This is a genomic window from Patescibacteria group bacterium, assembly GCA_041660565.1.
Taxonomy (GTDB): Bacteria; Patescibacteriota; UBA1384; order CAJBMM01; family CAJBMM01; genus JBAZWC01.
In genome coordinates, this window is sequence record JBAZWC010000002.1 from 103,956 (window position 1) to 117,204 (window position 13,249).

15 protein-coding genes are annotated in these 13,249 nt (G+C 45.5%); 5 read left to right on the forward strand and 10 right to left on the reverse strand.

Annotated elements, in window-relative coordinates; all coding sequences use genetic code 11:
* The first annotated feature begins 6 nt into the window (after window positions 1-6).
* Genes rpsF through WC773_03115 form a run of 5 tightly spaced genes read left to right on the forward strand, consistent with a single transcriptional unit; the run spans window position 7 to window position 2,432 of the window.
* The gene (gene rpsF, locus WC773_03095; GenBank protein MFA6082370.1) at window positions 7-576 is read left to right on the forward strand and encodes a 30S ribosomal protein S6; all 570 of its coding nucleotides are present in this window, start codon (window positions 7-9) and stop codon (window positions 574-576) included.
* Between the two features lie 22 nt (window positions 577-598).
* The gene (ssb, locus tag WC773_03100; GenBank protein ID MFA6082371.1) at window positions 599-1,078 is read left to right on the forward strand and encodes a single-stranded DNA-binding protein; all 480 of its coding nucleotides are present in this window, start codon (window positions 599-601) and stop codon (window positions 1,076-1,078) included.
* A gap of 15 nt (window positions 1,079-1,093) precedes the next feature.
* A complete protein-coding gene (gene rpsR, locus WC773_03105; GenBank protein ID MFA6082372.1) occupies window positions 1,094-1,315 on the forward strand; it encodes a 30S ribosomal protein S18 in 222 nt (73 codons plus the stop codon).
* A gap of 2 nt (window positions 1,316-1,317) precedes the next feature.
* Window positions 1,318-1,878: an elongation factor P gene (efp, locus tag WC773_03110; protein MFA6082373.1), complete on the forward strand. Its 561-nt coding sequence runs from the start codon at window positions 1,318-1,320 to the stop codon at window positions 1,876-1,878.
* 47 nt (window positions 1,879-1,925) lie between these two features.
* A complete protein-coding gene (locus WC773_03115; protein ID MFA6082374.1) occupies window positions 1,926-2,432 on the forward strand; it encodes a PRC-barrel domain-containing protein in 507 nt (168 codons plus the stop codon).
* A gap of 172 nt (window positions 2,433-2,604) precedes the next feature.
* Here the strand turns inward: WC773_03115 and WC773_03120 are convergent, their stop codons facing one another.
* From WC773_03120 to WC773_03165, 10 genes are all read right to left on the reverse strand, one after another.
* Window positions 2,605-3,213 (reverse strand): HAD-IA family hydrolase, encoded by a 609-nt coding sequence (locus WC773_03120; protein ID MFA6082375.1) that lies wholly within the window; start codon window positions 3,211-3,213, stop codon window positions 2,605-2,607.
* A 192-nt stretch (window positions 3,214-3,405) separates the two neighbouring features.
* Window positions 3,406-5,034 carry a chaperonin GroEL gene (gene groL, locus WC773_03125; GenBank protein MFA6082376.1) on the reverse strand — a complete coding sequence of 543 codons (1,629 nt, stop codon included), beginning with the start codon at window positions 5,032-5,034 and terminating at the stop codon, window positions 3,406-3,408.
* 41 nt (window positions 5,035-5,075) lie between these two features.
* Window positions 5,076-5,360, reverse strand: a complete 285-nt coding sequence (locus WC773_03130) for a co-chaperone GroES (GenBank protein ID MFA6082377.1) — start codon at window positions 5,358-5,360, stop codon at window positions 5,076-5,078.
* A gap of 40 nt (window positions 5,361-5,400) precedes the next feature.
* Window positions 5,401-6,282: a nucleotidyltransferase domain-containing protein gene (locus WC773_03135; protein MFA6082378.1), complete on the reverse strand. Its 882-nt coding sequence runs from the start codon at window positions 6,280-6,282 to the stop codon at window positions 5,401-5,403.
* 77 nt (window positions 6,283-6,359) lie between these two features.
* A complete protein-coding gene (locus WC773_03140) occupies window positions 6,360-6,893 on the reverse strand; it encodes a hypothetical protein (GenBank protein MFA6082379.1) in 534 nt (177 codons plus the stop codon).
* 215 nt (window positions 6,894-7,108) lie between these two features.
* Window positions 7,109-8,917 carry a VanW family protein gene (locus WC773_03145; protein ID MFA6082380.1) on the reverse strand — a complete coding sequence of 603 codons (1,809 nt, stop codon included), beginning with the start codon at window positions 8,915-8,917 and terminating at the stop codon, window positions 7,109-7,111.
* A gap of 41 nt (window positions 8,918-8,958) precedes the next feature.
* A complete protein-coding gene (locus WC773_03150; protein MFA6082381.1) occupies window positions 8,959-9,207 on the reverse strand; it encodes a hypothetical protein in 249 nt (82 codons plus the stop codon).
* 183 nt (window positions 9,208-9,390) lie between these two features.
* Complete coding sequence (locus WC773_03155) at window positions 9,391-11,517, reverse strand: sodium-translocating pyrophosphatase (GenBank protein ID MFA6082382.1); 2,127 nt, start codon at window positions 11,515-11,517, stop codon at window positions 9,391-9,393.
* A gap of 126 nt (window positions 11,518-11,643) precedes the next feature.
* Window positions 11,644-12,318, reverse strand: coding sequence for a hypothetical protein (locus WC773_03160; GenBank protein ID MFA6082383.1), 675 nt, complete (start codon window positions 12,316-12,318; stop codon window positions 11,644-11,646).
* A 156-nt stretch (window positions 12,319-12,474) separates the two neighbouring features.
* Window positions 12,475-13,008, reverse strand: coding sequence for a hypothetical protein (locus tag WC773_03165; GenBank protein MFA6082384.1), 534 nt, complete (start codon window positions 13,006-13,008; stop codon window positions 12,475-12,477).
* Window positions 13,009-13,249: the final 241 nt, after the last annotated feature.

The window sequence follows — 13,249 nt, forward strand, 5'->3', positions numbered from 1 at the left end:
TCGGGAATGAAAAAATATCCCGAACCACAGAAAGGACATTACGTGAAAACGTACGAAATTACCTATATCGTTTCAGACACCGTTGCCGAAGACAAAGTTAGCAACGAAATGGCCGAAGTCTCTAAAGAGCTCGAACGCCTTGGTGGCGTCATTGTTAAAGAAGAACCATGGGGCAAAAGACGTTTGGCATATCCAATTAAGCGAAGCCAGTTTGGTTATTATGTTACCTTGCAAAGTCATATAGAGAATAGCAAGGTTAAAGAATTAGATCGATTTTTCAGACTTCACAGCACCATTTTGCGCCATCTAATTTTAGCCTCAATTCCGGAACCGGTTAAAGCAGCCGATGAGACCGAATTGGTTGAGTCGATTGAGAAACGGGTTGAAGCATCCAAAGAGGCCGCCAGCGAAATCGTTGCCACCGAAACCAAAACCGCTTCGAGTGAGGAAGAGAAGCCAAAAACCACTCGCGTTAAAAAATCAGTCAAATCCAATGAATCAGAGAAAAAAGCTGAAAATGATGATGAGCGCCGCAAGCAGGTTGAAGAAAAATTAAGTGAGATATTAAAAGACTAATAAATCTCTTAAAGGAGAAAATATGTACAGTCTAAATCGTGCTCAAATACTGGGAAATTTGACTCGGGATCCGGAATTAAAATCTACCCCAAGCGGGCAAATGGTAACCTCGTTCAGCATTGCCACTAATCGCAGCTGGCAAAACCCGGATGGCACCCGCCAAGACGCCGTTGAATATCACGACATCGTGGCGTGGGGCAAATTGGCCGAAATTTCATCGCAAATTTTAGCCAAAGGCAAACAAGCGTATGTTGAAGGTCGCTTGCAAACTCGTAGCTGGGATAGCCAAGACGGTCAAAAACGACAAAAAACCGAGATTGTGGCCGAAAATATCATTGCTACCGGTTCAAGAGGCGAAAGAGACATTAAAATGTCTGACGACTCTGTGCAGTCATCCCCTAACGTTGGCAAACCAGAAAGAAAAGATAAAAAAGATGATGTAAAATCATCCGAATCTGCCAAAACAGATGAAGAAATTAACATCGATGACATCCCATTTTAAAGTAAAAGGAGCTTAATGCCAAAACCATATTACACCAAAAAAGAATGTCTATTTTGCAAAAAGCGCATGAACAGCGTGGATTACAAAGACGTTTCGCTATTATCTAAATTTACTACCCATTGGGGTCGTATTGAAACCGCCAAGAAATCCGGTACTTGCCATAAGCACCAACGCTTGTTAGGCACTGCAATTAAACAAGCAAGACACTTGGCCTTGATTCCGTTTACCACGAAATAATCATGCTAAGTATTACCGATCTACGTAACGGCACATTGGTTGAAATTGATGGCGATCCTCATATCGTGATCAACTATTCGCATCACAAAATGGGACGCGGTGGGGCTGTGGTTAAAACCAAACTTAAAAACCTCAAAACCGGCGCCACCTATGAGCGCTCTTTTCACGGTAACGACAAGTTAGATCAGGCTACACTGGACGAAAAACAGGCCAGTTTCTTGTATAAAGAAGGTAACAAATATCTATTTATGGATTCAAGCACCTACGAACAGTTTGAGCTACCTGATTCGGTGATTGCAGACAGCATCCCATTTCTGGCTGAAGGCATTGAAGTTAAAGTGATGTTTTTTGATGGCTTACCAATTGCGCTAAACTTACCGATTAAAATGGAATTTAAAGTTACTCATACCGAGCCGGGCGTTAAAGGTGACACGGCGCAAGGTGGCACTAAACCAGCCACCATTGAAACCGGCGCTTCGATTATCGTACCGCTATTCGTCAATATAGGTGACGTAATTAGAGTGGACACACGAAACTCTAGCTACATCGAACGAGTTAAGTAATCCTCATTTGCATCTTGATGCAGTCAAAGGTGTATAATGGAGTCGATATGCTTATTGCCGCATCTAAATTACAAAACGTGCCGTTAATCGGCATGGAATCTCACAGTAGGCTCGGTACCATTAAACAGTGCATTTTTCACCCCGATACCGGACAGCTTTTAGCGTTCGCAATTAACCTAAATTCCGTTATTCCAAGAGTGAACTACATCTCTTTTAACGATATTGTCTCTTTTGAACAACACGCGGTGGTAGGAGATAGAGAATGTCTTTTTGATTTGGATGACTACACCAAGGTCAAAAACATCTTGAGCCAAAAACGGCCTATTTTGGGTCAGAAAGTGCTCACCCGTGACCAGAAATATCTCGGAGACGTGACGGACGTGATGATTGAAAAAACCACCGGCCAGATGGTGGAGTTTGAAGTACATCATCTTTTTTCAAAACGAATCTTCCGTTTTAATGATATCGACCAAATTACCACCAAAGGCGTAGTGGTAAAAAATGATTTGGAAATGGTCAAATCTGGGGTAGCGGTTGAGACAAACACCGCATGACACGACATGGTTGTTAATTCGAGCATGTCAGAGAAATCTTAAAAATGAATCCGACCCAAATTTTAAATTTTAAAGGCAAAATTTTAAATGAATAAGTACCGAATGATTAAATTTTAAATGGTTCCTTATTTAGTCATTTAAAATTGGCAACCATTCATTTGAAATTAAAAATTTATAATTTAAAATTGTCTCGAATTTCTCGCTCTAGCTGATCCACATCATCCACCACCACTACGGCGTGGCTTTTTTGTAAGGTCTGTTTATCTTGGTAACCCCAGCTGACCGCAATAGACTTTACTCCAGCCGATTCTGCCTCAATTACATCGCCAGAAGTGTCGGTTATCAAAATTGATTGCACTGCGTCAATGCCAGTGTCAGCTAAGACGCGACGAATTTTATTGGTTTTGCTGTGGTCAACATCACCCCCTAACACTTGGGTAAAATACTCAGACAGGTTGTTTTCATCCAAATACCGCTTGATCGAGGCGGTGTAAGTGGACGAAATAATGACCAACGTAAAGTCTTTGGCCAAGTCTGGCAATAACGGCGCAATCCCATCTTTGACGGGGTCATGGACGATTTTAGCGTCATACTGATCAAAGAAGTTATCTACCGGAACGATTCCGTCCTGTTGGATTGACCTGTAAACTCCAGTGTTAAATATCTGACGGTACTCATCTTCGGTCAAATTTGGGTTCGTCTGGCGCATAATATTGTACGCATCAAAAAAGGTATTAACAATCACTCCGTCAAAGTCAAAAAAGATTATTTTTTTAGGCATTTTTGCTCCAAATATTTACCATCATCATAACACAAAATGCGGCGCACAGCGCCGCATTTTGGCTTCCCCCCTAGCAATAGATTGCTAAACCAGAGGACTAGACGATATTATAGTCTAGGCCTGGTTACAGAAGAGTTAGCCCCACTTCGCCCCGCAAAAGCGGAGCTACGAGGGGCGTCGTCGCTACCGCTCCTAGTAGTCCATTCCACCCATGCCACCGGCCGGCATACCCGCCGCAGGGGCATCTTTTTTCGGAATGTCAGTAATGGTTACTTCCGTGGTTAAAACTACTGCAGCCACGCTAGCAGCGTTCTGGAGGGCACTGCGCACCACTTTAGCAGGATCAATAATGCCAGCTTTGATCATATTCTTATATTCATCGTTCGCAGCGTCATAGCCATCGCCTTTTTGCATATTACGCACCTTTTCTACCACTACTGCGCCATCTTTACCTGCATTTTCGGCGATTTGTCTTAGTGGCGCTTCCAAAGTTTTGCGTAAAATTTGCAATCCGATTTTTTCGTCTCCTTCTACTTTAACTGAATCCAAAACGGTAATCACATCTACCAGCGCTACACCACCACCAGAGACAATTCCCTCTTCTACCGCTGCTCGAGTAGCATTTAGTGCGTCTTCGATTTTGAATTTGCGATCTTTAAGTTCGACTTCAGAGGCTGCACCAACTTTGATAACCCCGACCCCACCGGATAATTTTGCTAATCGTTCCTGCAATTTCTCTTTGTCATAATCCGAGGTTGATTTGGCAATTTGGGCTTTAATTTGTTCAACTCGAGATTTGATGGCCGCTGCTTCACCCTTACCATCCACTATCGTCGTATTTTCTTTAGTGGCTACCACTTTGCGCGCCCGACCAAGCTGGTCGATAGATACATTGTCCAATTTTAATCCTAAATCTTCAGAGATCACCTGGCCACCAGTCACACAGGCAATATCAGCTAACATTTCTTTGCGACGATCGCCAAAGCCCGGCGCTTTTACCGCGATGGCCGAAAACACCCCACGCAATCGGTTAACTACCAAGGTAGCCAACGCTTCGCCTTCAACATCTTCAGCCACAATCACTAATTCTTTTTTGCCGGCCGCGGCCAAACTTTCAAGTAGAGGCAAGATTTCTTGAATACTGCCGATTTTTTTGTCGGTGATTAAAATATAGGGATCATTTAAGACCGCTTCCATCCGCGCCGAATCGGTTACCATGTAGGCTGAGATGTAGCCAGAGTCAAATTGCATTCCTTCAACTACTTCTTTGTCTAAGCCCAACGTCTGCGATTCTTCTACGGTGATAACGCCGTCTTTACCCACCATATCCATAATTTCCGCGATTAAGTTACCTACTTCTTGATTGTTAGCCGAAATGGACGCAACCTGTGAAATTTCGGCTTTACCGCTGACCGGGGTAGACTCTTGCTTGATCGCTTCTACCACCGCTTTGGTACCTTTTTCGATGCCGTGTCGAACTGCTAACGGATTAGCGCCAGCGGCTACTACTTTTAAGCCTTCATTAATTAGTGCTTGCGCCAAAACCGTGGCAGTGGTGGTGCCATCGCCGGCCGCATCGTTGGTTTTTTTTGCTACTTCGATCACTAACTGAGCACCCATATTCTCAAATTTGTCTTCTAGTTCAATTTCTTTGGCGATGGTCACGCCGTCATTAGTGCTGGTTGGCGCGCCAAACCCTTTGTCTAAAACCACGTTTCGGCCCCTTGGCCCCATGGTTACTTTAACCGTATCGGCTACAATGTTAACGCCTTTTTTTAAACCGGTTCGAGCTTCTTCACCAAATAAAATTTGCTTTGCCATATTTTTCCTTTCCTTGTGTTTCTGATGTTAAATGTTAATAGTTATTCTACGATTCCCAAAATATCCGACTCATTCAAAACCAACAGTTCTTCGCCATCTATCTTAATCTCTGTTGGGCCATATTTGGTAAACATTACTTTCTGTCCCACTTTTACTTCCAATGGTTTCAATGTCCCATCAATATATTTTCCACTACCAACAGCAATTATTTCGCCCTCCTGCGGCTTTTCTTTAACCGTATCTGGTAGTACAATTCCAGATTTTGTTACTTCGTCTTTTTTGAGTGCCCTAACCAAAACGCGATCACCAAGCGGCTGAAACTTCATCCTAGCTCCTTTTCGTTTTATGTGTTGTCTAGGCTCAAGTTTATCGTTTGGGCGATAAAATGTCAAGTATACTTTGCATTTTGCGAATGTAGTTAGGACGATGATCCACCGAATGCATTTTAAGGATGTTTGGGGCGCATACCAGCAGTTTTGAATTTGCAAACTCCGAATCCCGCATTATTTTGCGCTGGCTAAGATGGAAAATGATTTTTTCTAGCACGCCATATTTTCCGACGTCCAACCCCTGCTCTTTGTCCCCCGCTAAATGCGCAACCTGATGCTTTTTCCAATTCGGCAACAAATCAAAAATATAATCGTTGACTTTAATAAATTGATTGTAAGTTTGGACACCAAACAACGGCACCATGGTAGCAATCCACATAGCATTGGTACGATCATCACACCGGTACTTTCTTACATCCAAATTGTCTTCAGTCAGCCAATAACCCAAACAGGCGCGCCCAGCTTGTAAATGATGGTTTTTGTGCAAACCAAGAATTTTTAATTTGATTAACGCTAAGGCTCTGGCAAAGTATAGATGCCCGGGCGCGGTGATGACCAGAAAATCAATGTCACTTTCTTTGCGATTTGTCTGCATTGCCACGCTATTCATTAAAATAACCGATTGTATGTACGGCGTAGAACTAATTATTGAAGCAATACGTAAGGCTCTCTGACGCAAAATGGTAAGCGTAGTCTGCCGGTTGATTGTGGCGGTGATGCTACTCTGAGAGAGAGCAATGTACCCACAGTCAACCACCAATTTATGTTTATTGCATAAATTATTGACTGTGTTAGCCAGTTGCTCGTCTGACAATGGCTGCTGGTATAAGAAATTTTTGATCTCAATAAAGGTTAGCGCCCGTTGCCACTGACCAAAATATGCCACGACTTCTAAGACTGAAAGTTCTTCTTTGTTCATAGCCAAATAATAGCATAAATTAAAAGCTTCCAAATATCCAATTAGCCCAATTCATCCTATTTATCCAATTCGGACTTTTACTTTTTGCCCGAGCCAAAGATGCTAGACCAAAAAGAGTTGTTTGCTTTCTTTTTACTTGTTGTCGATTCCGCCGGAGCGGTTAGTTGCTTCACTTGGTCTTTTAGGGTTTCGACTTGGTTTTGATAATAACCTAGCTGTCCGGCCATATTAAAGTTTTTCTCGCCAAATTCTTTTGATTCCTGACGCAGTTGCTCTTTTTCTTTTCTTAGGTTTTCTAACTCTTTTTCCAAAACCTCAATAGCATGGGCTATGTTAGGGTCTGCTGATGCAGTGTTAGGGACACTGTTTGTAACAGTATTTTTAACAGCCTTATCAATAGGCTTTCTACCAGTGTTAACCGGAGTGTCTTTAAGGGTCTGCTTAAGCTCTACTAATTCCTCGCGATTAAGCCGCATTTCTTGGCCGTTAAAGCCTTCAACATACTGCTTGCTGAGCTTGTTACTACGCACGTATGAGCGCACCGTGGCTGACTTTTTTCCCAAGATATCCATTGCTTCCCGCAAAGAAACATCGTAAACTTTTTCTGCCATATTTCACACTCCTCTTATTACCCTAAACATTAGGGTGTTATGAAACGGTTGTCAATAGGGGTGATAATAGAGTGCTGCTATAAGAAGAACAATTATAAATTTTAAAGGCTAAATTTTAAATGAATAAGAGCCGAATGATTAAATTTTAAATGGTTCCTTATTTAGTCATTTAAAAATTGGCTACCTTTCATTTGAAATTAAAAATTAAAAATTGGCTATGGTGTTGCCACTGGCCCTGTCCCAACCAGATATCTCGCCTGCCACGGTACATAATGGCTAACAAAGGTTTGTTTATTTCTTTCAGACCCATCGGCGTTCAAAACGGTGTACGTAAAGCTTGCGTTAGAGCCGGCATGGGCTTTTTCGATCTGTTTGGTAGTTCCGGTGGGTAACGTGTCAGTATTGACATAGACGGGGTCTGGGGGCTGTACAACATCATATACGCTAGGAGCTGTCTGTTGAACAGTACGCCCATCCTTTTTACCGTAGATATCAAAGGTAATTTTAGTGCCATCAACATGAGATTGGATTAGAATATTCGACGCGGTATCGTTTACAAATTTAAAGTCTGGGCTGCCTTCATAAATTGTGGCGTCCATGCCCACCGGTGGCTCATAATAGCCCACTCGATAAGAGTGGTTTCGACGATCGGTGATTTTCAATCCGGAGTTCATTGAGGCTCGAAAAAGCGTGGTTGAGACCTGACACAGTCCACCACCAAATTCCGGCTCGGTGCGATTTTCTTTAATCACCAATTCGGGTAAATAACCGGACGCACCATCAATCTTGCCTAAATTCTTAAGAGTCGAAAACTCCTCACCCGGTTTGATCAATATCCCATTCAGCGCCGCTGCACCAACTGTAATGTTATGAACACGATTTTGGGGACTTCCGGAAAAACTGGTAGTGCCACTCCCAATTAAATCCACAATACCCAGGCTGCTAATATTGCTCTCATTTACCTGCGGTTTGGTGACAATAATCACGGCCGGAATGGTAATAGTATCGTCACTCTTATTATTTTGAATAAAATCTTGCACCGCTTTTACCACGTTGGCATCGGTCTTGGCAACGTCAAGCTGTCGCCCATCCTGCCCGGGCACGGTAATGGACACGGTACTATTTTGCAAGGTCAAGCGCGATTCGGTTGGGTCTTGATTAATCTGTGACGTAATTTTATTTAACCAGGCCTTAACTGCTTCAGCGTTTACTCCAGCTTGAATTTGTTGATGCACCATCTCGGAGTTTATCCAACTATCAAGTTCGCTTTGAGATGGAGAGTAGGTTTTTGTGCCATCGCTAAGTTTAATTTTGGCTTGACGTAATTTTTTTGCCTGTGCGATAGCATTATCGGTGTGGCCGGCTAGATATAAAGGCGTCACTACCAACCGCTCAAGCAAAATCTGGTCTGACGACCCCAATTTCCACCGCGACACAATTTGTTTAATCGCCATATCTTGATCTAATCGATATCCCTTAGCGCCACTAGTCTCAACCACCTGCCCATTGTCAACTTTAATACCGGCGTTAACCTCGGGCTGATCCACTTTGGCGGCAAAATCACTCACCAATTTAGCTAATTTTTCTGCGTCATAGCTAATCACATAATCCACGGTTCGAGGATAAAAAATCTGCACCAAAGCTTCTGACATAGACGGGAAAATACTACTGCGCCGCCCGATTGCATAGGTGTTGATGGCGGTAGTTTTAGCATCGTAGGTTAGTCCAACGTCGGCTGCATGAATTTCTAAACTTTGTTTATTTACTTCTAATTTAACCGTAGCATTGGCCACCGTCTGAATTTGCGCTTCAAGTTTACTACCGGAATCTGGTAATGAAAGCCCGCTTAAATCTTGGCTAGCCACATAGATGTTAGGAAAAACGCGCGTGGAGTAGTACCACATATATCCGGCAAATCCACCCACGACCAAAACAACCGCTATCACCCCATAAGCAATCAACCAACGCCGACTAAAAAAGTGTCGAACGTTTTTTTTAGTTTTTTCTTTTTTTGTCGATACCATTTAAATGGTTCCCCTAATGGCCTAATCAGCTAATCACCTGCCTACGATATCAGTTCGTTCAATACCGCTTTGGTGGTCTGATCTTGGCGTTTTTGCGCCATGTCAAACTGCTCCACCGTGATGGCAACGTCATCACCTACTTTTAGGTTAACAGGAATGATTGCCTTGGGGCAAATAAAACTATCGGTCGCGTTAGTTAAGACCGCTTGATCATTCTCGATCGAGTCGATTTTGTATTGATGCAAAACCGGAGGATAAATTGTTGATCCCGGTACGTTACGAGTTGTCATTTCAGTTCCAAATCAAGTAAATTCGAAGCACTAAATCCGATAATCACGAGTATTCTGCGAGTGATTTCGATGCGAAACATCTATTTCGAAACAAATTTCAAATATAAAATTCCAAAAGTTTTGAATTTGATTTTTGGTGATTTGCGATTTTTTCGTGCTTCGTATTTCGTGCTTAGTGCTTTGCTACTTCGCTTCTTGGCTAACTTTGGGTCGGCGCAAATACGCAACAACCAACAGAACCACCACAAACACGGCCAATACAATCCACTTAGCTTGGCTTGTCAAAGCATGTTCGGTCATTAATGAGATAATCAACAACGCCACAATGTTCACCACTTTAATCATGGGGTTGATGGCCGGACCGGCGGTGTCTTTATATGGATCGCCTACAGTATCGCCGGTAACGGCGGCCTGATGAGCAAACGAACCTTTTCCACCAAAGTTACCAGATTCGATGTATTTTTTAGCGTTATCCCAAGCGCCACCGCCCGAAGTCATCGAAATTGCCACGAAGATACCAGTGACGATAGATCCAACCAGCAATCCACCCAAAGCCGATGGCCCCAGCAAGAATCCAACCAAAACAGTGGCTACGATAGGCAATACAGCCGGAATAACCATTTCTTTAATTGCAGATTTTGTCACAATATCCACTGCCGCCCGATAATCCGGCTTCTCAGTTCCTTTCATAATGCCCTTAAAGACTCGGAACTGGCGTCGAACCTCTTCTACTACCTGTGCGCCCGCTTTTCCCACCGCTTCCATAGACAACGCGGCAAAATAGTAGGGCAACAGACCACCAATAAACAGACCAACCAAAACGTACGGGTCGGACAACGAGAAAGTCAATTCTTGGCCGGTCAAAGTCTTCAAATCGGCCACATAAGACGCAAACAACACAATGGCGGCCAAACCAGCTGAACCAATGGCATAACCCTTGGTAACGGCTTTGGTGGTGTTACCCACGGCATCTAATTCATCGGTAATGGTGCGGATTGATTCCGGCAGCTCGGCCATTTCGGCAATGCCACCGGCGTTATCAGTGATCGGACCATAGGCATCAATAGCGACGATGATTCCCGCCAGCGACAACATCGCAACCACTGCGATGGCAACACCAAAGATTCCGGCCAAGCTGTACGAGGCCAAAATGGCGGCGCAAATAACCAAAACTGGCATTGCGGTTGAGCGCATCGAAACTGCCAAACCGGTGATCACGTTAGTACCGTGGCCGGTTTGTGAGGAGGCGGCAATTGATTTAACCGGCGCATATTTGGTGCTGGTAAAGTATTCGGTGATGACAACCAAAAGCGCGGTTACGGCCAAACCAATCAATGATGCAAAAAACAGATTGTTCACGGTATAGTCGGCACCATAGCTGGTTAATCCGGACATAAATTTATTCGTCACAAACCAGAACGCCACCGCCGATAACACGCCAGCGACGATCAAACCGTTGTACAGCGCGGCCATAATGCCTTGCTTGCCAAAACGGCGCACGAACCAAGTACCAATAATAGTGGCGACGATGGATACGCCACCAAGAGCCAATGGGTACAACAGCACGCTTTCGTTGCCCTTAAACAAAATGGCACCAAGCAACATTACCGCAATCATGGTAACACAGTAAGTTTCAAATAGATCGGCGGCCATTCCGGCGCAATCACCCACGTTATCGCCTACGTTATCGGCAATGACGGCCGGATTTCGCGGATCGTCTTCTGGAATTCCGGCTTCAACTTTACCCACCAAATCGGCACCAACGTCGGCGCCTTTGGTGTAAATACCGCCGCCCAATCGAGCAAAGATGCTAATTAATGATCCTCCAAAACCCAAACCAATTAAAGCTGAGGTGTCTTTGAAAATCGCGTAAAAAGCGGTGACGGCCAGCAAGCCCAAGCCCACTACCAACAATCCGGTTACGCTACCACCTTGAAAAGCCACTTTCAAAGCTGCGTCTAAGCCAGATTTTGCCGCTTCGGCAGTACGAACATTGGCGCGCACCGAGACGTTCATCCCAATGTAACCAGCCAACGCCGATAATGTTGCTCCCACCAAAAAGCCAACCGCAGTGTGCCAGTTAAGCGCGTAGAGCAGCACCACGAATAGGACAACGGCCACAAGTGCCACGGTTGAGTACTGGCGATTAAGAAAAGCCATTGCACCTTGTTGGATGGCCAACGCAATGTCTGCCATCTTTTTGGTTCCCACCGGTTTCTTTAGAATATTTAAGGCGGTCAATATGCCATATACAACCGCAAGGGATCCTCCGCCAAGTGCCAGGGTAAGCGCTAACTGGTAGGTGCTCATAGTTCATCTTCCTTTCAGATTTTGATAGGGTTTGTTTTCGTTTGTTTTCCTTATTTATATCAGTTTGAGACCTCAATAGCAAGATTTTAGGCCCTCCAACGTGCGGAGGGCCTATGGCTGGCGACTTCACCAGTCGATTGTAACGATGCGAGCAAACTGGCTAGATGCGGTCATGGGATCGGCATACAGCTTGACATAGGTGACGTCCAGGCCATCTTCGACCAGATACATCACCGCCCACAGCTTCCTCGATCGATCAGGAACCCCCGGGAAAACGTGTAATCCGGGCACATACAACGGAAAGTTCATATCGCTCCGACATTTCAGCCAGATAAACTGCATCACCCGCGCCAACGGGATCGGCACCCCACCTGCCTCATCGAACATCTGCTGGTAGGTTGCCCGACGCCCCAAGTTGTTGACGGTCACCGAACAGGGCAGCGGCTCTTGCATCAACACGTCGTCCCCAAAGACATCGTGGAACGATTTGTCGATGGACCATTTGGTCAGGCCATAACCAGATACCAGATCGCCGGTGGCCAAATGCAGTGGCACAAGGTTGTTAACCAGCGGCAAGTTCACCGAAATGGTCGGCTTCAGCAACCCCGTCTGTGATGCGGGCTCGCGCGGTACTGGCGACATCAACAACCTTCGCAACTCCGGACCAAGCAAGCTAGTGTGACCTTGCCAAAACCGTACGGCGTCAGCGGGAACTTCTTCAACGGGCATTGGAGACTGCTGCACTAGCATTGCATGCAGCTCTTTCAGCATTCTTGCTTGGGCTCTCTCATGTTCTGGCATGAGCTATCCCCTTTACGTTTTACGCCCGCCGGCGTAACGGCTCGCCTGTTCGAGCCGTTTGAATCCACACAAAAAATACCACAAAAAGTGGTAAATGTCTAGAATGAAATCGGCCCCGGGGGTTAGCCGGGGCCGGAGTGTTTGACGTGCCTGATGTCAACTGGCGTAGACCAGCACATTGGCTTGGACCGGATCATCCAGCGGGTGAGCATCCAACATAATCCACGACTTACCCGTGCTGTGATCCGGAGTAGCGCAAACGACAACATGAGCGCCATTGCGGTTCGGGACTCGGATGAAAGCGTGGCTGGTGTCACCCATACTGATCAAACTCTCGCATGACCGACACGCCACATGGAGGTACTGCCACACCCGTGCCAACGACAACGACCGCACCGGGTAGGCTATCGTCCCAGCAACGTCTTGGTAGGTATCTCTTTCTTTCGGATGTACGCGATTACAGACTGTCACGTTCCCAGCTAGCCACAGGATTATCGGCCCGATCCCTCTGAACGCCTCAGTGAACGAATCATCAAGGATCACGCCCCAATTGTTGATGGCAACGCCGTCAGATTTGTCAAAGCGCCGATTGTGCCAGTACTCATCCGGCGGCAACTGGATGGTTATCAGTTTCTCCAGTACCGTCTCGTCAAACGCCGGTGGAAAGACGCATCGTAGGCCAGCTTGCATCGCCTCCCCTAGCAGGCTCTTGTGCGCTAGCAGATATTCGACATGTTGCATCGAGATGCCAGCACCGGGAGTCGGCGCCTTCGCCAAGACAGCAGTGTACCAATCATGAACGTAGCCCGCAGTCAGCAAATCGACTCCCCGATCTCTTGCCTGGGCTGTCTCACGGTCCGTAGACATGAGCTATCCCCTTTACGTTTTACGCCCGCCGGCGTAACGGCTCGCCTGTTCGAGCCGTTTGAAT